The sequence below is a fragment of the Allorhizocola rhizosphaerae genome (assembly GCF_003426775.1).
Lineage (GTDB): Bacteria > Actinomycetota > Actinomycetes > Mycobacteriales > Micromonosporaceae > Allorhizocola > Allorhizocola rhizosphaerae.
This window is the reverse complement of the sequence record NZ_QJUG01000007.1, coordinates 21,158-40,122: the sequence shown is the minus strand read 5'-3', so window position 1 is coordinate 40,122 and position 18,965 is coordinate 21,158. Positions and strand designations below refer to the sequence as shown.

The 18,965-nt window shown below is 67.5% G+C and carries 14 protein-coding genes; 9 read left to right on the top strand and 5 right to left on the bottom strand.

Features of this window, described 5'->3' with window-relative positions:
- Positions 1-157 precede the first annotated feature (157 nt).
- Complete coding sequence (locus DM816_RS02595; protein WP_117208420.1) at positions 158-2,176, bottom strand: NHL repeat-containing protein; 2,019 nt, start codon at positions 2,174-2,176, stop codon at positions 158-160.
- A 72-nt stretch (positions 2,177-2,248) separates the two neighbouring features.
- A complete protein-coding gene (locus DM816_RS02590; RefSeq protein WP_162907027.1) occupies positions 2,249-3,325 on the bottom strand; it encodes a hypothetical protein in 1,077 nt (358 codons plus the stop codon).
- Between the two features lie 78 nt (positions 3,326-3,403).
- Here DM816_RS02590 and DM816_RS02585 point away from each other — a divergent pair, with 78 nt between their 5' ends.
- Entirely contained in the window at positions 3,404-5,677 is a 2,274-nt protein-coding gene (locus DM816_RS02585; RefSeq protein ID WP_211588517.1) for a ligand-binding sensor domain-containing protein, read from the top strand.
- Here DM816_RS02585 and DM816_RS02580 read toward each other — a convergent pair.
- Both DM816_RS02580 and DM816_RS02575 read right to left on the bottom strand, forming a co-directional pair.
- Positions 5,649-6,836 (bottom strand): DegT/DnrJ/EryC1/StrS family aminotransferase, encoded by a 1,188-nt coding sequence (locus DM816_RS02580; protein WP_117208418.1) that lies wholly within the window; start codon positions 6,834-6,836, stop codon positions 5,649-5,651. The genes DM816_RS02585 and DM816_RS02580 overlap by 29 nt on opposite strands.
- On the bottom strand, positions 6,833-8,395 hold the full coding sequence (locus DM816_RS02575) for an amidohydrolase family protein (protein ID WP_162907026.1): 1,563 nt from the start codon (positions 8,393-8,395) through the stop codon (positions 6,833-6,835). Before DM816_RS02575 ends, DM816_RS02580 begins: the two co-directional genes overlap by 4 nt.
- Before the next feature lie 187 nt (positions 8,396-8,582).
- Between DM816_RS02575 and DM816_RS02570 the strand changes: the two genes are divergently transcribed.
- Genes DM816_RS02570 through DM816_RS02560 form a run of 3 tightly spaced genes read left to right on the top strand, consistent with a single transcriptional unit; the run spans position 8,583 to position 11,634 of the window.
- Positions 8,583-9,824, top strand: coding sequence for an ABC transporter substrate-binding protein (locus DM816_RS02570; protein WP_162907025.1), 1,242 nt, complete (start codon positions 8,583-8,585; stop codon positions 9,822-9,824).
- Between the two features lie 2 nt (positions 9,825-9,826).
- Positions 9,827-10,795, top strand: a complete 969-nt coding sequence (locus DM816_RS02565; RefSeq protein WP_211588516.1) for a carbohydrate ABC transporter permease — start codon at positions 9,827-9,829, stop codon at positions 10,793-10,795.
- Positions 10,792-11,634 carry a carbohydrate ABC transporter permease gene (locus DM816_RS02560; RefSeq protein WP_117208415.1) on the top strand — a complete coding sequence of 281 codons (843 nt, stop codon included), beginning with the start codon at positions 10,792-10,794 and terminating at the stop codon, positions 11,632-11,634. The genes DM816_RS02565 and DM816_RS02560 overlap by 4 nt, the downstream gene beginning before the upstream one ends.
- 104 nt (positions 11,635-11,738) lie before the next feature.
- Here DM816_RS02560 and DM816_RS02555 read toward each other — a convergent pair whose 3' ends face one another.
- On the bottom strand, positions 11,739-12,044 hold the full coding sequence (locus tag DM816_RS02555; RefSeq protein ID WP_117208414.1) for a hypothetical protein: 306 nt from the start codon (positions 12,042-12,044) through the stop codon (positions 11,739-11,741).
- Between the two features lie 266 nt (positions 12,045-12,310).
- Here DM816_RS02555 and DM816_RS02550 point away from each other — a divergent pair, with 266 nt between their 5' ends.
- From DM816_RS02550 to fxsT, 5 genes are all read left to right on the top strand, one after another.
- On the top strand, positions 12,311-12,709 hold the full coding sequence (locus DM816_RS02550; protein ID WP_117208413.1) for a hypothetical protein: 399 nt from the start codon (positions 12,311-12,313) through the stop codon (positions 12,707-12,709).
- Positions 12,706-13,092, top strand: a complete 387-nt coding sequence (locus DM816_RS02545) for a YciI family protein (protein ID WP_117208412.1) — start codon at positions 12,706-12,708, stop codon at positions 13,090-13,092. Before DM816_RS02550 ends, DM816_RS02545 begins: the two co-directional genes overlap by 4 nt.
- Positions 13,089-14,333, top strand: a complete 1,245-nt coding sequence (locus tag DM816_RS02540) for an RNA polymerase sigma factor (RefSeq protein ID WP_117208411.1) — start codon at positions 13,089-13,091, stop codon at positions 14,331-14,333. Before DM816_RS02545 ends, DM816_RS02540 begins: the two co-directional genes overlap by 4 nt.
- A gap of 166 nt (positions 14,334-14,499) precedes the next feature.
- A complete protein-coding gene (locus tag DM816_RS02535; RefSeq protein WP_117208410.1) occupies positions 14,500-15,435 on the top strand; it encodes an aminoglycoside phosphotransferase family protein in 936 nt (311 codons plus the stop codon).
- A gap of 275 nt (positions 15,436-15,710) precedes the next feature.
- Positions 15,711-18,965, top strand: coding sequence for an FxSxx-COOH system tetratricopeptide repeat protein (gene fxsT / locus DM816_RS02530; RefSeq protein ID WP_117208409.1), 3,255 nt, complete (start codon positions 15,711-15,713; stop codon positions 18,963-18,965).

Sequence of the window (18,965 nt, the reverse complement as noted above, 5' to 3'; positions counted from 1 at the left end):
CGTCTCGGTCGTGTGTCCCGGCCACGTCGCCGGGACAGCACACCAAAGCCAGCATGGGTGAGCGCACTTCCATCCGGCTTCCACGCCGCTTCCGTGACGCTTTCGCAGTCATCGATCCCGCGACCGGTTGTCGAGCGGAGAAGGACCTGTTGTCGCTTCAGCAGATGCGGTACGTGAAGAAGTTCTGGTCACGGGAGAGGTAGAGGTGGCCGTCCGGGCCCTTCACCATGATGGAGGTCGGGCGGACGATCTGGCTCAGCGTCATGGTGTCGCGGGCGATGCGGTAGGTGCGGCCCTGCACCTTGCCATAGAGCGTGCCATCGGCGGCGAGCTCCAGGTAGGTGTCCACCCAGACGTGGTCGACGCGGTCCCATGGATAAGAGGCGAATTTCTGGTACCGCAGCGTGGCCCCGGTCGCCGGGTCCAGTTCGAACAGTGCGTCGACCGTCAGTCCCCACAGCTTTCCGTCGGGCGCGAAGGCGATCGCGCCGAGCGCGAGATCACCCGGTACCGGCGCGGTCTGCCACAGCACGCGATCCGCCGCGATGTCGTAGGCGAAGGCCACGGCGGCGTCGTCCTGTGGTTGGTTGGTGCCACCCCACGTCGACGTGGTGCCGTAGACGACGCCGTCGCGGTATGCCAGGCCGACGACACTGTGGCCGGGCACGATGTCGCGTCTGACGCGGGTCTCGCCGGTGGCCGGGTGGTACAGGCCGAGTGCGCCGCCCACGGCGCCTGCCTGCGGCACGGTGCCGAACGCGACGTACTCACCGGCCGAGGCCCAGGCGAACGGCCGGCTCTGCTCCTGCGAGCCCAGCTCGAACAGCAGCCGCGGGTTGCTGCCGCGCTGCCAAGGCACGCTCGGATCGTATTCGTACACGCGCGCGTTCGGGTACACGCCGAGGTACATCTTGCCGCCGTGCGCGATCATGCCCTCGATCTGGCCGATCCCCTTGCGCCCCACGGTGTTTCCACTGGCGGGGTCAAAGGTGGCGAGACCGCCGCTGAAGAACCCGCCCGCGTAGACGAGCCCGTCCGGCCCGGCGGCCAGGGAGCGGATCGCCACGGCTTGCGCGGTCAGCGTGGTCTCGATGCGGCGGCCGGTGCCTTCGTGCGGGCGGTAGTGCCACATCCCGCCTCCGGAGGCGGTGCCGACGAGGGTCTGGCCGCGGGCACCGGGGACGTGGATCCAGCCGAGGGGTCGCGGCGCGCCGTCGCCCAGGTCGGTGAAACCCGTGCCGCGCAACGATCCTGTCTGCAGGTCGTAGGCGGTCAGCTCACCCTGCCGCACGAGGTGGATGTCGTTGCCGTGCCGGCCCCCGCCGATCGTGAGGCTGTCCACTTCGGACACCGGAGTGCTCCACCGCCGATCCGCGAGGTGGTATGTGGCGAACCACCCCTCGCCGGCCGTGTTCTGGAAACGGACCAGCAAGCGATCGCCCACCACGTCGACGTCGTAGGCGTATCCGGACGTGCCGACACCGCCGGGCGGCGCGATCCGCTCGCGCACGTTTCCCGCCGGGTCGAGGACGGCCACGGCCATCGTCATCGAGCCGATGCCCGCATACACCGTGCCGTCCTCACCGATGGCGAGGTCGCGCACGAACTGCTCGCCGGGGATGGGCGTGCCGAGGTCGGTGGTGACGCCCGTCGCCGGATCGTGGCGGAACACATGGCCGTGGTACGAGGTGCCGCCCCACACGCTTCCGTCCGGAGCAGCGGCCACCGTCCAGATGAAGGTGTCGCCCGGAATGGGTACCCCCAAATCTTTGACTTGCTGTGTGGCCGGATCGTAGCTGTAGAGCCGGCCCGCCGAGTAGCTGCCGACATAGACGCGATGGTCGGCGGCCACGGTGACCGCCCAGGAGCCAAGCGCGCCAGGCAATCCGGCCTCGTGCAGCAGCTCGCCGGTCACGGCGTCGCGCACGCCGAGCACGGCCCGGGTAGCGCTTGAGGTGACCGAGTAGACGCGCGGACCGGACGGGTGGTCGGCGTCCAGCGCCGTGCCCGCGGTCGTGGTTTCGCTGAGCGGCAGCGTGCCGAGGGCTTGGAAACCGCATCCGGTGGGCGGTGCGGCCGTGGTGGTGGTGGTCGGGGCGGCCTGGGCCGCGGGCACGGCGCCCACGGACACCGCGAGCGCCGTCCCCACAATCAGCCGGAGCGTTTTGCCGAGCATGCGACCTCCCGGTTAGGAATATGGTCCTGACCGTAATACGGAGGACGCGTGCCCGGCAACCCCGTCGGCTCGTTACCTGAAGTCACTCAGCCGGAAGACGGAGATCATGTCGCGGTCGCGGTATTCGCTGGTGTCTCGGGGATAGAACGATGCCTCGACGCCGACCCAGCCGCGGAAAGCCCCGGTGTCGTCGATGATTTGCAGCATCGGCTTGACGTGGGAATTGCCGGTGTAGCAGAACCGGCCCTGCTCCATCGCCAGGCAGGTGCACCAGTGCCACAGCGAATCGCGCCTGTCGTAGCTTGACATCTTGCTGATGTAGTACTGGATGGAGGTGACGTTTGGGCCCGTGCCGCCGCCGTATTCGGGGCAACCGCCGTCGTTCTGGCAGGCCCGAGACGACGACGGTTGCACATATGTGATGCAGTGCGTCGTGACGTCACAGGTGCGAAACGAGGTGTGCTGGAAGACCCCGTCAGAGTAGGCGACGTTGTCCTTGGACCAACCGTACTGATCCAGCTGGAGGGTGCCCGGGAAGGCGACAACCGAACTCATCGCGCGCCGCGTGGTCAGCGCGGCATTGCTTCCGTACCCATATCCATAAAGGGCTTTGGTGTTGTACTTGAAGTCCAATCTGGACAACAGCCCGCCCGCATCCTTGCGGACATACCACTCGTCCGTCCACGCTCCACTGACCTGCCAGCTGATGCTCACGACCTGGGTCGGCACGCCACCCACCGTCTGCGTTGACGTGGTAAACGTGCCGGTGCGGGTCTCCGGCGCGGTGCTGGTGAAGCCGCCCGCGGTGAGGATTTCGCACGTGCGCACGCGGCTGGTCGACGAGCCCGACGTGGTCGAGCACGAGCTGTCCGGGGTGGTGCCCGTGCCGACCCGCGAGACGGGGCTGGTCTGCGACCACAACCACATCCGGGCGGTCACCGTGCCGGTGGTTTTGAACTCATAGGTGCCGAGCCGGACCCAGTTGCCCCGGAAGTTGTCGGCGAGGTGCCCCATGGCAACGACATAGTTGGCCTTGTCGCCCGGAAGTGTTGCGGCGGACGCGGATCCGGGCACGAAGACCGCTCCGGCCGTGACCGCGAGGGCGGCAGCGACGACCCCGCGGATCACCGCTACATAGCGTGATGACATTTCTCCCCTCCTTGACGCCTGCTGTTCGTGCTCTCTAGCTTTAAGGACCGGACCGAAATCTACAAGGGAGGAATATCGATGAAAAGCAGGTGGCTGGCGGCCACCACGACCGCGGCACTCGCGGCCACCGTCCTCGTGGCGGCCGGCGGTGGCGCCGGATCGGCGAACGAGGGCGAGCGCATCTCGTCGCTTGGCGTGCCTTTACAGGATGTTCTGCTCGTCGGCGGCACAGTGGCCCCCGGACCGGGCGGCCGGACCGTGCTCTGGAGCGCCTCTTCCGGCGCCCCCGCACACCTCAACGCCGTCGACCCGGCGACGGGCGAAGCGATCGCGCGCCTGGACCTGCCCGGCGCCGGCGGCTCGTGGGCCGTGGACTCCGCGCCCGACGGCAGCGTCTATGTCGGAACCTACGGCGGCAGCAAGCTGTTCCGCTGGACCGCCGCCACGGGGGTGGTGGACCTCGGCAAGCCGATCGCCTCCGAGACCTTCGTGTGGGATGTGGCAACGGACGAGCAGTCCATTGTGTACGGTGGCACGTCGCCCAACGGCAAACTGTTCTCCTACAACCCCGGCACGGGCCAGTACCGCGACTACGGCCAACTGTCACCCGGGCACCAATACGTCCGCAGCCTCGCGGTCTACCAGGGCAAGATCTACGCTGGTACCAACCCGCCCGCCAAGATGTTCGAGGTCGACATCGCCACTGGCGCCAAGCGGCAGCTGCCCGACCCGCCGGGCCGCGATGTCACCGCGGACTGGGTGTATGACGTGGACATCGTCGGCGACCACCTCTACGTGCGCTATGGCACCGCCTTCCCCAACCCGCTATTCGTCTACGACCTCGTCACCGGCCAGTGGATCGACCGCATCGACAACGTGCACGGGCTGGAGGTTCCGCCGGCCGACGAGCAGGGCCGCGTGTACCTGATCCGGTCCGGCGAGCTGATCCGCTACGACCCCGGGGACGGCAGCGAGACCGGCACCGGCATGCCGTTCATCGGCCGCGTCGCCAATTCTCGTGGCATCGGCTGGGCCGAGCTCGGCCTGCCCGACTATCCGGGCCGCAGCATCGTGGGGCTGCTGTGGCGGGGCATGATGTTCCGCTACAACCCCACCACGGGGGCGCGTTCGTTCGTGCCGACCACCATTGCCGGCGAACCGATCGACATCACCGCGCTGGCCGAAGGCCCGGACGGGCGCGTCTACGCCGGCGGGTTCCTCAACGGCGGGTTCGCCGCGGTCCACCCCGACACCGGCCGCACCGAGGAGTTCCACACCTTCTCGCAGAGCGAGGACATGCTCGGCCACGGCGGCCGGCTCTACATCGGGGCGTACCCTGACGCCCGCGTCTACTCCTACGATCCGACCAAGCCGTGGAACAGCAGCGAGTACTCACCAAGCCCCGAACCGGTGCCGGACCAGAACCCGTTGCGCCTGTTCGACCTCAAGCCCGAGCTGCAGATCCGGCCGCGGGCGCTGGTCGGCGCGGGCAACCTGCTCGCCGTCGGGACAATGCCGGACCTCGGGCACCTCGGCGGGGTACTGGCCATATGGGACACGACGACCGGCGCCCTGATCTCGAAGACGCGCCACGTCGTCACCGATCAGAGCATCGTGTCGCTGGCCTACCGGGACGGCGTGATCTACGGCGGTACGTCCATCTACAGTGGACAGAGCGCGACGTTGCCGACGCAGCCGGAGGCGAAGGTGTTCGCGTGGTCGGTCGCCGAAGGGCGCAAACTCTGGGAGATGGTGCCCGCGCCCGGAAAGCCGACCATCCCCGCGCTCACGTTCGACGGGCAGGGCAGGCTGTGGGGCATCGCGGGCGGCGAGGTGTTCGCCGTCGACACCGCCAGCCGGCAGGTGACCGTCCGGCACACCTACAGCGGCAGCACGAGCGGCTCGGGGCAACTGGCCTACAACGCCGTCGACGAGATGCTCTACGGCGTGCTGACCGGCAATGAGGTGTTCCGCCTCGACCTTGCCAGCGGGCAAAAGCATGTCCTGCGCTCCGGAGCGGCCACGCATCTGGCCGTGCACAGCAATGGAGACGTGTACTTCAGCAGCGGCAGCCAATTGTTCCGCTACGACCTGCCGGCCGGCCCGTGCCCGCACCCCGACCCGTCGGCGACCGTGACGATCCGTGATGTCGACAGCGGGGTACCGAACAGGGCCACCGCGAATGGCTGCACCGTCGACGACTTGATCAAGGACGAGGCCGATTGGCCGCACCGGGGCGGGCTGACCGCTCATGTGGCCGTCGTTTCCACCCGCCTCGCCCGCGACGGCGTCATCACGTGGCCTGAGGCCACGCGTCTCGTGGTCACCGCGGCCAGGTACGAAGCGCAGTGAGCACTTTGGACAGTGCGGCCACGACATCGGCTGCCTCGGCAGGGTCGGCCATCATGATTTGCTGACGGAGCCAGAACACTTGGCGAGACGCCTCGGCGGCGTGCGGGTACGGCTCGACCCGCGCGCCGCTCTTTCGCACGGCGGCCAGTTCTCCCAAAGGCGGATAACCATTGTCAAGTGGTACCCCTTCAGCGCTCGCAGCCTCGACGACGAAGCCCGCCTCGTCTGTCGTGAGTGGACGGTCGAACCGAATCATCAGCAGATGGCGCGAATCGCGGGTCGTGCCGGGCGGCTGCGGCACCACGGAAGCGCCGATATCCGCCTCCTCAAGCAGGGCCGTCACCCGCGCGGCGAACGCCTCGCGCCGGTCGATCTCGGTGTCGAGCCGGTCGAGCCACGGCAGCAGCAGCGCCGCCTGCAGCTCGGTGAGCCGCAGGTTCCAGCCGACCTCGGGATGCTCGTACCATGCCCCGCCGATGCGCCGCCCGACGTTGCACAGCGACCAGAGCCGTTGGTACACCTCGGGGTCACGGCACACGACGAGCCCGCCCTCGCCCGCGGTCATGGCCTTGCTCGACTGGAAACTGAACGTGCCGGCGTCGCCAAGTCCGCCGACCGACCTGCCGTCGTAGAGCGCGCCATGCGCCTGCGCGCAGTCCTCGACCACCGCGAGGCCGTGCTCGTGGGCCAGCCGCAGCAGCGCGGTCATGTCGGCCGGACTGCCCGCCAGGTGTACCGGCATGAGCGCCGTGGTGCGGGGCGTGATCGCGGCCTCGACCGCAGCAGGGTCGAGGTGCAGGTGGGAAGGGTCGACATCCACGACCACCGGCACGGCGCCGGCGAGCACCACGGAGGTGGCGCACGCGACGAACGTGTATGCGGGCACGATGACCTCGTCGCCCGGCCGCACACCGAGCGCTTTGAGCGCAACGAAAAGCGCGAGCGTGCCGTTGCCGAGCGCGACCGCATGCGGCGTGCCGCACAACGCGGCGAACCGTTCGGCGAGCCGGCCGCAGTGCGGTCCCTGGGTGGCGCCCCATCGCCCGCTCTGCGCGACCTCCAGCAGCAGTCGCCGCTGGGCATCGTCGAGCGGCGGCGGCCACGCTGGCCACGGCTCACCGCGCACGGGTGTGCCGCCGTGCAGCGCCAGATCGGTCATGCCTTTCCTCCAATGTGGAGCAGTCGCGCGAGATTGCCGCCGAGCACGGCGGCGCGGTCCGGCTCGGTGAGCCGTGCGCCCATCACCCGGCCGAGGCCGTGCCGTAGGTCCAGGAAGCACGCGTCGGAGCCGTAGATGACCCGATCCGCACCGGCGAGCTTGACGAGCCGGGTGATCCAGCCCGCGGTCATCCGGGAGCCGCACGTCTCCAGGCACACATTGGGGACGTCGGCGACCAGGCGGGCGGCGCGGGCGAACCCGTGCGCCCACAACCCGGCATGCCCCATGAGCAGGGGCACCTCCGCATGGCGCCGGCCCACCTCGGCGAACAGCACCGGATCCGACCACGGCGAGCCCGTCTGGCCGTGCGCCAGGACGGGCGCTCGATGCTCGGCGGCAAGCTCGAACACCGGCGCATACGCGGGATCGTCCAGGGCACACTGATGCACGTCGGGATGCAGCTTGATGCCCCACACGTGCGGCTGCGCCAACTGCTCGCGCAGCGCGTCCACTTGGGACGGACGTTGCGGGTTGGCGACCAGCCAGACGCCGAGCCGGCCCGGGTGCTCCCGGGCGGCTTCGAGCGCGCGCCGGTTGCCCTCGGCCGGATCAGCCCCGACCGCGAGCAGGTGCGAGACGCCGATGGCGGTCACGCCGGCCCGCTCCGCGGTGGCGACCAGCCCCGCCGCGGTCGAGTCCGGGATGAAGAAGTCGTGCCAGCCGCCGATGTGCCCGTGCGCGTCGAGCACCGGGCCGGGTGGCCGCGCGGTCCAGGGCGGCGGCGGATCGTCCGGTGTGGACGGGCTTGCGACCATGGCTGCGAGTGAACCCGACGCGATCCGCGCGCGGTCGGAGGCAGACAGGTTGAGCTGGTCGAGCTGGAACCGAGGCCCGGCGTCGTCGAGCAGCGGCGCCCCGGTGCCGAACACGAGCCGGTGGGCGCCCCAGCGGGCCGCGATCCACTCGACCGCGCCCGACGTGTTCAGCGAGCCCGTCTCCAGCCGCACGCTCGGCGCGACATCGAGCAGCTCGCCCAGCTCGCGCAGCCGCCGGAACCCGCCACCCAGCACCAGCAGCGGCAGTGAGGGATGCGCCGAGGCGACGGTCCGGAGTGCGGCCGGGGTGGTGTCTTCCAGATCGACCGCGACGGCCAGACCGAGCGTGGCGAGGCGATCGAGCCAGCGGGCCGCGACCGGGCCGGTAAGGTCGAACCGGTGCCGAGACGGTGCGAGCCGGACCATCGCGACGCCGCGGGCGGGCAGGGTGTCGAGATCGCCCACTGTGGATGGAACCGCGGCGCCGCCGATCGCGGGGATCACGACGGGCACCGGGCGCAGCCGTTGCACGCCCGCGACGGCGGCAAACAACGCGTCGTTGGCCTCGGCAGGGTCGCCGAACAGGGCATAGGAATGGGTGACGTAGGCCGTGTCGATGGCGAGCCGGTCGAGTTCGGCGAGCAGTCCGGCTACGGTAGCGGACGGGACGTCGTCGGTAGGCACCGGCCCGAGCAGCCGGTGCGCGTCCGTGACCGTTACGCGCCCGCCTTCAATAACGGTCATGACCGAAAGATAGTGGCTGCGAACGTCGAGGTCAAGCACGGTCGTGCCCGGTGAGGTCGATGGTCACGTGTCGGCATCGGTGCCTTGACCTTGTTGGCGACTGACTCCTATATTTCGGTCAGGACCGGTATCTGGCCGGTGTTGGCGGCGAAGGTGCGCGTCGGTGATGGTGGAGGAAAGGATGCTGATGAGAAAGGTCATGGCATTAAGCCTCGCGGCGGCGCTGTCCGCGGCGCTCGCCGCCTGTGGCGGTGACGACGGTGAGCAGAGCGGCGGTGGCAACGTCACGCTGTGGATGTATCCGGTGATCTCCGACCAGGCGAAGAGCCAAGCCTTCTGGGCCAAGGTGGAGAAGGACTTCGAGGCCGCGAACGCGGGCATCGACGCGAAGATCGAGCTACAGCCGTGGGACGGCCGCCAGGAGAAGGTCACCACGGCACTTGCCGCGGGCAAGGGCTTCGACCTGGTGGTGCTGGGGCCCGACCAGATACCGCAGTATGTTCAGCAGGGCACCTTGGCACCCGTGGATGACGTGCTCGCCGACAAGTCGGCCTTTGGCAAGAGCGCGCTCGACGCGCTGTCGGTCAACGGCAAGCTCTACGGCGTGCCGATCTACCACACCGCCACGCTGCCGGTTTACAACAGGGCGGCCTTGGCAAAGGCGGGCATCACCGACGTGCCCGACACCTGGGCCGAGATCAAGGACGCGGCGCCCAAGCTCGCCGCCTCCGGGGTCTCCGTGCTCAACTACGCGGGCGCTCCCAACGAGACGCTGAACCTCACGTTCTATCCGTTGCTGTGGCAAAACGGCGGCTCGGTCTTCGGCTCCGACGGCAAGTCGGTGGCGTTCAACCAGCCGGCGGGCGTGCAGGCGCTGCAGTTCCTGCTCGACCTCGCGGCGGTCGGCGGGCTGCAGCAGGGCGCGGCCACGAGCACCTCGTCCCTCGAAGGCAGCGCGTTCACCCAGGGCAAGGCGGCCGTCCTGCCCACGGTGCAACTCAGCCAACTGTCGCAGATCGAAAAGGCGATCGGCGCGGAGAACGTCGTCGTGGGCCAGCCCATCGAGGGCAAGCGCAGGGTGTCGTTCGGCCTTCCCGGCGGCGTCGTGCTGGGCAAGCACGCGGCGGGCAACGCGGCTGCCAAGAAGCTGGCGGCATACCTGGCCACGCCCGAGGTGATGGCGGGCCTGGCCAAGGAGTCCGGATTCTTCCCGACCCGCTCCGATGTCCAGGTGCCCGACGCCTCCGAGAACGCCAAGAAGTTCGCCGCCGCCATCGACAAGCTGTACCCGGGTGACACCCATCCCAAGGCGCGCCAGGTGATGTCGGTCCTGGCACCGCACATCCAGGCCGCGCTGCAGGGCAAGAAGTCGGCGCAGCAGGCGCTCGACGACGCGGCCAAAGAGGCCAACGCCCTGCTGGGCGGTTGAGCGTGGCGGAGACGTTGCCCGACACGGTGACGCAGAACGCTGACGGGAGGCCGGCGACGCCGCGCGGCCCCCGTCAGCGCCTCGGCGTCCGCGGCAAGGCGCCATGGCGCGAGCGGTTGCGTGAGCCGGCGGCCGGCCTGCTGTTCGTGCTGCCGATGCTGGTGCTGTTCGTGGTGTTCCGGTTCGTGCCGGCGTTCGGTGCGCTCGGCATGAGCTTCACCGACTACAAGATCAGCGGTGAGTTCGATTTCGTGGGCGTGGACAACTATGCCCGCCTCATGCGCGACCCGGTGTTCGCCGTCAGCCTCAAAGCCACGCTGCTTTACAGCGCCTTCTACGTGCCGTTCACCGTGCTGATCTCGATCGGCACCGCGCTGCTGCTCAACAGCGTCATCTGGGCCAGAGGGCTGTTCCGTGGGGCGCTGTTCCTGCCCTATGTCACCAGCTTCGTGCTGGCGGGCATCATCTGGCGCTGGGTGTACGAATTGGACGGTCTGGTCAACGGGCTGCTGGCAAAGGCCGACCTCGGGCCGGTCGACTTCCTCGGCGACACGACGCTGGTCCTGCCGTCGCTCGCGGCGGTGTCGGCGTGGAAGGGGTTCGGGTACTCGATGCTCATCCTGCTGGCCGGTCTCAAGGCGATCCCGACGTCCTATCTGGAAGCGGCGCGGGTGGACGGCGCCGGGCCGTGGCAGCGGTTGCGTCGCATCGTGCTGCCGCTGCTGCGCCCCTCGCTGTTCTTCGTCCTGGTCATCGAGACCATCGGCGCGTTCCAGGTGTTCGACACCATCTATGTGATGACCGGTGGCGGGCCGGTGCGGGCCAGCTACACGCTGGTGTTCGGCCTGTTCGACCAGGGCTTCCGGTTCTTCGACTTCGGCTACGCCGCGACGATGGGCGTGGTGCTGTTCGCCATCGTCCTCGTGGTGTCACTGATCCAGCGGTTCATCCTCGACCGGGAGAACACATGACCGCCCCTGCCGAAGCCGCGCTGCGGCGGCGTTTCACACTCGCGAACCTCTCGCTGACCGCGCTGCTCGCGATCGTCTCCGTGATCACGGTGACGCCGTTCGTGCTCATGTTCGTCGTCGCACTGACCCCGGAGGGCGCGCCGACACTGCCGGCGGCCCTGCCTGACCGGCTCACCTTCGACAACATCGAGCGCGTGTTCTCGGCCGCGGGGTTCACCCGCTGGACGATCAACTCGCTGGTCTACTCGGTCGTGTCCGTGGTGCTGATCCTGCTCACCGCCTCCATGGCCGGGTATGCGTTCGCCAAGAAGCGGTTTCCCGGCCGCGACACGCTGATGTGGTCGTTCCTGGCCACGCTCATGGTGCCGTTCCAGGCGATGCTCATCCCGTACTTCGTGCTCGTGTCCGAGATGGATGGGATAGACACGTTCTGGGGCATGATCGTGCCGACGCTGGCCAACTCACAGGCGGTCTTCCTGATGCGGCAGTTCATCCGCGACCTGCCCGCGGAGCTGTTCGACGCGGCAAAGGTGGACGGAGCGTCGGAGTGGCGCATCTACTGGCGGATCGTGCTGCCGCTGACCCGGCCGATCCTGGCGACGCTGGGCGTGTTCGTGTTCCTGTGGCACTGGAACGATTTCCTGTGGCCACTGGTGGTGGCGCAGAGCGACGACATGCGGACTCTCACGGTGGGCCTGGCGACGCTGCGCACCGAAACCGTACCGTTGGCGCAGATCATGGCCTCGGCGGCGATCTCGGTGCTGCCGTGCCTGGTGGTGTTCGGCGTGCTGCAGCGGTACCTGGTGAACAGCATCGCCACCACCGGCCTGCGCGGTTGAGCCGGATCGAGGCCGGCCCTCACAGCGACAGGAGATAAAGCGTCAAGGGTCGGCCGTTTGTCCCCGAGGTCAGGTTGCCGGCCCGTTCGGCGCGCCCGGCCGGCTCAAGCCCCTGCGGTGGTGTGGAGCACGATGTCGGTGTCGCTGCGTAGCGAAAGGACGGCGGCGATCTCACCGATGCGCCGGGCCCGCGCGAGCGCGCGGCGAGCCAGGGCTTCCGCCTCGGCGGCGCTGCGGCCCAGCCCGAAACCGATCCGCACCCGGTCGTGCCGGTCGGCGAGCCGGCGCAACATCGGCAGCGCGGTCAAGCCGGCGGTGGCCGTGTAGAGCGGTCTGCGGGTGGTGACGAGCAGGAAGGTGCCGCCGAGGGCCACGATCTCCTTGAGCAGCCCTTCGCCGCTGCCGGACATCTCGGGCCAGGCCAAGCACGATCTGCGCGTCCTCGTGCAGCAGCCGCCACCTCGTCGACGAGGTCGTGCGGCCCGACAACGCCGATCTCGATGGCCGGTGAATCCTCCGGGGCACGTGATCCGTACCTCCAGATTACGGTCCGGGCCGGTATTTCCTACTCTCTAGAAAAAAATCTTGGGAAGAATTTCCCGACCGGTGTCGAAAAGCCGGGCGCCACTCCGAGGTACCCGTGTCAGAACGCAAACCCAAGGAGAGGGAGCAAGCCATGAAGGAGTTCGACCGGCTGATCGGGACGTGGAAGCTGACCGGCGGCGCCCAGGGCACCGTCCGCTACGAGTGGATGGAGGGCGGCCACTTCCTGCTGCAGCACGTCGACGTGACCCAGGACGGCCACGCCGCGAAGGGGCTGGAGGTGATCGGCCACGAGAGGCCGCTGTTCGGCGAGCCCAGCGAGGAGGTCAAGTCGCGCTTCTACAGCACCGACGGCAGCACGCTGGACTACATTTACGAGATCGACGGCAACACGCTCACGATCTGGGGCGGCGAGAAGGGCTCGCCCGCCTATTGCACCACCGTGCTCAGCGAGGACGGCAACTCGCTGCACGCCAAGTGGGTGTGGCCGGGTGGCGGATACGAGACCGACGGCGTGAGGATGACGTCATGAAATACATCCTGCTGGCCTACACCAAGCAGTCCGACTGGGACAACGTCGATGTCACCAGCCCCGAGTTCATCGCCGCCTGCCAGTTCTACGAGGACCTCGGCAAGGAGCTGATCGAGTCGGGCGAGGCGGTGTCGACGGAGGGCCTCGGGCACCCGTCCCTGTCGCGCACCGTCCGTCCCGCCGAGGGCGGCCCGGTGGTCGTCGACGGCCCGTTCGCCGAGGCGAAAGAGGTGCTGGTGAGCTTCGGCATCGTGGACGTGGCCACGCACGACCGGGCGGTGGAGATCGCCAAGCGGATCGTCGCCAACGTGGGCGATACCGTCGAGGTGCGGCCCATCATGGATGGCGGCGGCGGCTTACCCGACGACACGGCGGGGCTGTGACGTTTCCACGGGATCTCGAGGGCCTGCTGCGTGAGAACGCGCCGCAGGTCCTCGCCGCGCTGGTGCGCCGCTACGGGCATTTCGACGCCGCCGAGGACGCCGTGCAGGAGGCGCTGCTCGCCGCTGCGACGCAGTGGCCCGCCGAAGGAGTGCCCGGCGAGCCGCGCACCTGGCTGATCCGGGTGGCCTCGCGCCGGCTCATCGACCAGTTGCGCAGCGACCAATCCCGGCGCGAGCGGGAGAACCGCGATTTCGCCGAGGCAATGCGCGTGGCTCCGGCGCGGATGAGCGTGCCCGGTGCGCAACAGGACGACTCACTGCTGCTTCTTTTCCTGTGCTGTCATCCCGTCCTGAGCCCCGCATCGCAGGTGGCGCTGACGCTTCGGGCGGTGGGCGGGCTGAGCACCACCGAGATCGCGCACGCGTTTCTTGTGCCCGAGGCGACGATCGGGCAGCGCATCACGCGGGCCAAGCGGCAGATCAAGGAGTCCGGAATCGGGTTCGCCGTACCGGATCCCGCCGACCATGCGGGACGGATCACCACCGTACTGCAGATTCTTTATTTGATTTTCAATGAGGGGTACGCCGCCACGGCAGGCACCGAGCTGCAACGGCTCGACCTGGCCGGGGAGGCGATCCGCCTCACCCGGATGTTGCACGGCGCGGTGCCGCAGGACGGTGAGGTCGCCGGGCTGCTGGCGCTGATGCTGCTCACGCACGCGCGGCGGGCGGTGCGCACCGACGCACAGGGCGTGCCCATCCCGCTCGCAGAGCAGGACCGGAGCCTTTGGGACGCAACGGAAATCGCCTCCGGAATCGAGCTTGTCACCGACGCGATGTCGCGCACCGAGCTCGGCCCCTACCAGCTACAGGCCGCGATCGCCGCTGTGCATGCCGAGGCTCCGAGCGCCGCCGAGACCGACTGGAAGCAGATCCTCGGCCTGTATGAGCTACTTGAACGATTCGCCCCTGGCCCGGTCACCACGCTCAACAAGGCGGTGGCCCTGGCGATGGTGCACGGCCCGCGGGCCGGCCTGCGCCTACTGTCCACGTTGGAGGGTGACAAGCAGCTCGCCGCACAACACCGCCTCGAAGCGGTACGCGGGCACCTGCTGGAGATGGCCGGCGACAATGAAGCCGCCCGCGCGGCGCTCCTGGGTGCGGCCCGGCGCACGACAAGCGCCGCAGAACAGCGTTACCTGCAACGCAAAGCCCAGCGTTTGAATTCGCCTGGCGGGTAACGGCAAACCCAGCGGAACACGTTGCCGTCAGGGAGCTAGGGCCCGTCCTGTCGAGCTTGTCGGCGTTAATCGCCTGGACGCGCAGCCGCTGCGCGGGTTTACTCAAGCGACGAGTTGTCGTCGTGGTCCACTGCCACTTCCGTCATGGTCAGGAAAGGACGCCTGCTTGAGCACCGCACCGGATCTCGGTCCCGCGCCCGAGCGCATCCCGGTCGACGTGGAGCAGGTGCGCCGGCTCGTCGCCGACCAGTTCCCCCAATGGGCCGACCTGCCGGTTCAGGCCGTGTCCGACAATGGCTGGGACAACTGGACCTTCCATCTCGGCGACCGAATGCTGGTGCGCTTGCCCAGCGCGTCCGAATACGCGTTGGCGGTGGGCAAGGAACACCGGTGGCTTCCGGTGCTCGCTGCCCATCTCCCGCTGCCCATCCCGGTGCCACTGGCCAAGGGCGAGCCGGGTGCGGGCTACGTTTTCCCGTGGTCGATCTACCAATGGCTCGACGGCGAACCGGCCGGCGTGGACCGGATCGCCGACCCCGTCCGATTTGCAGGCGACCTGGCAGGGTTCCTAAAGGCGTTGCAGAAGGTCGATACCGCTGACGGTCCCCGCCCGGGAAAGCACAACTGGTTCCGGGGCGGCACACTGCGCACCTACGATGGGCTGTTGCAGCAGGCGCTCGCGGCACTAGCCGGTCACGTCGATGTCGACCTGGCGCGCGAGATCTGGACGACCGCGTTGGACGCGCGCTGGGATGGCGTGGAACGCTGGTTCCACGGTGACGTCGCTCAGGGAAATCTCCTGCTCAACGATGGGCAGCTGGCGGCCGTCATCGACTTTGGGACATGCGGTGTCGGTGATCCGGCGTGTGACCTGGCGATCGCGTGGACATTGCTGACCGCCGACGGCCGGCGTGTGTTCCGGGAGCGACTGTCCGTCGGCGAGGCGACCTGGGCGCGCGGATGCGGTTGGGCCCTGTGGAAGACGCTCGTCACCTGTGCCTATTCCCTGGGCGATGCCGACGAGGCGGACGCGAACGCGCTGCGCGTGCTCGACGAGATCTTTTCCGAGTGCGTGGGCGGGCCCGGTCAAGCGCGCCGATAGCACGAGGCCGGTAGAACGGTCGAGGCGAACGCGAGCCTGTAGGTGCATTGCCCATAAGGCTCTGCACGGGCCTTCCTCCTCGCCAGGCAATCTAATTGATAAGCCCAGTCTACCTAATCAATGAATAGATAAAACATGCTCACACAACACCGCCGCGATCAAAGTGAAGTCGATGATGGACTCATTCAAAATCGGCATCGAGAGGCGATTTGTTTGGGCAACGCGTCCGATAGTATCGGCCTACCGATTCTGCGTATCTGGGAAATGAGTCCCCAATGTCAGACGTCGTTGATGCTCGTGGGAATGTCGATCTGATCGTCGATGCGCTCCTGGAGGTGCCGGAGCTGTCCGATTCCGGTGCGCGGGAGGCGTTGGCCGGCGAGTTGAGGTCCGTCCTGCATCGGCCTTTTGACTCGCCGCGGCCCCCTGATAGCCGCGACGATCTGGTGTCACTAACGAAATCTTGCATGGCATATTCCGGTGGCCTGCGCACGCTGGCGGCACTTTTGCGGCGGCGCTACCCGGGCGAAGCAAGCTCGCGTGTCGCGGTGCTCGTGGATGATCTGGTGGGCGCCTCCGTGCTGTCGCCAGCTGACCGGGAGTCATTGAGCGTCCATCTCACGGCCATAGGCATCGTGCAAGTCGCCGATGCGCTGGGCGAGCTGGTCGGTGCCGACGAGTTGCGTTCGTTGCAGAGCTGGAAGGATATTCCGGCGGCGATCCGTGTGATGGAACGTTTGCCGCTCCCAGGGGACGGCATTTCGCAACTATTGAAATTCACTAGCCGGCTGGCTTCCGTCGTGGGTGAGCCAAGATCGGTGGAGCTGCGTCAGTGGATCAACATGGTGGCCGGCGGTCTCGGTGCGGACGTCACGACCCTCGCTGTCCTTGGCGCCAAAGGCGAACATGGCGATGCCGGACGTCGGCAGTCACACGTCCCGTCGGACGAACGCACGGCCACCTTGACCGGAGAGAACCAACCGCCACACATCGGAGTCATCTGGGGCGGCGGTGTGCCGATCCGCAACCGGAATTTCATCGGCCGAGTGGCGCTTCTCAACCGGCTCAGTGAGGCCCTGCGAAGCAGCTCCAAAGCCTCCGTATTGCCGCAGACACTGCAAGGCATGGGCGGCGTGGGCAAGACCCAGTTGGTCGTCGAGTATGTCTACCGCAATATCGATGAGTATGACTTGGTGTGGTGGATACCCGCTGAGCACACCTCAAGCGTGCTCACGTCGCTGTCGCAACTCGCGGAGCGACTTGGGCTGACCACCACTGTCGAGGATCCACAGCAGACCGCGCGGACAGTGCTCGACGCCCTGTCGAGCAGCGACTTGGCCTGGCTACTGGTCTACGACAACGCCGACGACCTGGGCTCGCTCGATCAATTCATACCGTCAACCGGCGGCCACGTCGTGCTCACCTCGCGCAACCAAGAGTGGGCGACCGTCGGCCAGGCCATTGAAGTGGATGTCTTTGAACGCCACGAGAGTGTGGAACTGTTGCAGAGGCGCACACAGGACGACAATACTGGGAACTTCCGCATCACCATCGGCGAGGCGGACGAACTGGCGGACAAACTCGGCGACCTGCCGCTAGCCCTGGAACAGGCCGCTGCGTGGCACTTGGCCACGGCGATGCCGATAAACGAATACCTCACCCTTCTCGACACTCATATCAAGGATCTGCTGTCTGAGGGCAAGCCGCCAGGCTACCCGGTGACCGTGGCGGCATTTGTCAACCTCGCCATACAGGAACTGCGTTCGACTGCCCCGGCAACTGCTCAGCTGTTCGAACTTTTCGCCTATTTGGGCGGCCAGCCGATTGCAGTCTCGCTCCTGCGCGACGGTAAGAACGCTGATGTCTCTGAGCCGTTGCGCGAGATGCTGGGTGCCGCCATCCCGGTTAACCGCGCCATCCGGACGCTGAGCCGTTATGGTCTGGCAAAGGTCGATCCGACGCAGCGGATTCAGGTACACCGGCTTGTGCAACGCGTCCTGCGGGACAGCCTGCCCACCGATTTGGCGGCGCAGGCGATGAAGAATGTTCAAGTCATACTGGCCGCGGCCAATCCGGGTGACCCGGATGAGCAAGGGGAACTGCACCGGCAACGTGAACTGGGTCCGCACATCGAACCGGCTGATCTGATCCACGCCGAGAGCATGGCTGCACGGCAGACTGTCCTGGACCACACGCGTTATCTGTATCTCGTGGGTGACTACGAGAACAGTCGACGGCTCGCGCTGCAGGCTGCGGAAGCCTGGGAGCAGGACATGTCAAGCACCCGGCTGGGGCCCGACGGGGACCTGACACTGGTGGCACGTGCACGCGCGGCCAACGCCATGCGGACCCTTGGCGACAGTGGACCCGCCGCTCTGCTGGCCCGCGATACGTACGATCGGCTGCGGCGCAACCCGGACCTCGGGCCCCAGCATGAAATCACGCTGATCACGGGTAACCAGATCGGGCACGATCTGCGGATCCAGGGCCGTTATCAGGAGGCACTCGACTTCGACCAGGAGTTGCTCGCGTTGCACCGCGAAGTGTTCGGGCCAACCGAGGTATATACGCTGCGCGCGCAAAGCAACCTGGCAGTCGACCAGCGCATGGTCGGCAATTTCGCCGAGGCGCTTCGGTTGGATCGAGACGTCGCCGCGCACTGGGAAACTGTTGGTGCGGGCGACCACCGCGCGCTGTCCGCATACATCAACATGGCTCGCAGCTACTACGGTATGGGTGCCTACCAGGCGGGCCTGGACGTGCTGGAGCGGTGGCGCTCTCCGTTGTTGGAGCTTGTGGGCCCGAGGCACAGCCAGGTGCTCCTGGCCGGGCGCACGCACGCCATCTTACTGCGAAAGGCCGGCAGGCTATCCGAGGCCGCCGAGATCATTCAAGAGAATCAGGAGCGGGTGCACAACCGGTTCGGACTCGTGCACGAGTTTTCGGTAGCCATCAACGTCAGCTACGCCAATGTGTTGCGAGAGTTGGGCGAGCTCGACGAGGCGATGCGCCAGTTGGCCGATACTCTGCCACTGTATGAAGAAAATTTCGGCTCTTCTCATCCACTCACTCTTGTGGCGCTGGTCAACCAGGCGATCCTCTTTCGCGCGTGCCAGCAACCGGACCGTGCCCGCGAGCTGGACCAGCATTGCTATCGGGAGTTGACCCGGGTGCTCGCGCCGGATCATCCGTACACGGTCTGCGCTGGTGCGTCCCTCGCGACCGATTACGCACTCGCCGGCGAACATGAGGCTGCCGCGGAGCTCTCAAGGCAAATGCTGGAACTCAGCACTCACCTGGCGGGTCACGGGCATGAGGCGCGTGGCGGCGCCAGGCATCCCTACGCCCTGATGCGAGCGATCAATCTGGCGCACGACCTCCGGGCGATAGGCGACCAGCAGGGATCGGATGCGCTCTTCGCAGAGTCGATCGCGGGTTTGCGGGAGGCCCTCGGCGAGGATCATCCTCAGATCACCGCGATAGAACAGGGTCAGCGCACCGAGGGTGACATCGAGTCGACGCCGACATAA

Bases quoted from the DNA above. Each gene is read 5' to 3' on its own strand.
- DM816_RS02595 (WP_117208420.1), bottom strand. From the start codon at position 2,176: ATGCTCGGCAAAACGCTCCGGCTGATTGTGGGGACGGCGCTCGCGGTG.
- DM816_RS02590 (WP_162907027.1), bottom strand. From the start codon at position 3,325: ATGTCATCACGCTATGTAGCGGTGATCCGCGGGGTCGTCGCTGCCGCC.
- DM816_RS02585 (WP_211588517.1), top strand. From the start codon at position 3,404: ATGAAAAGCAGGTGGCTGGCGGCCACCACGACCGCGGCACTCGCGGCC.
- DM816_RS02580 (WP_117208418.1), bottom strand. From the start codon at position 6,836: ATGACCGATCTGGCGCTGCACGGCGGCACACCCGTGCGCGGTGAGCCG.
- DM816_RS02575 (WP_162907026.1), bottom strand. From the start codon at position 8,395: ATGACCGTTATTGAAGGCGGGCGCGTAACGGTCACGGACGCGCACCGG.
- DM816_RS02570 (WP_162907025.1), top strand. From the start codon at position 8,583: ATGAGAAAGGTCATGGCATTAAGCCTCGCGGCGGCGCTGTCCGCGGCG.
- DM816_RS02560 (WP_117208415.1), top strand. From the start codon at position 10,792: ATGACCGCCCCTGCCGAAGCCGCGCTGCGGCGGCGTTTCACACTCGCG.
- DM816_RS02555 (WP_117208414.1), bottom strand. From the start codon at position 12,044: ATGTCCGGCAGCGGCGAAGGGCTGCTCAAGGAGATCGTGGCCCTCGGC.
- DM816_RS02550 (WP_117208413.1), top strand. From the start codon at position 12,311: ATGAAGGAGTTCGACCGGCTGATCGGGACGTGGAAGCTGACCGGCGGC.
- DM816_RS02545 (WP_117208412.1), top strand. From the start codon at position 12,706: ATGAAATACATCCTGCTGGCCTACACCAAGCAGTCCGACTGGGACAAC.
- fxsT (WP_117208409.1), top strand. From the start codon at position 15,711: ATGTCAGACGTCGTTGATGCTCGTGGGAATGTCGATCTGATCGTCGAT.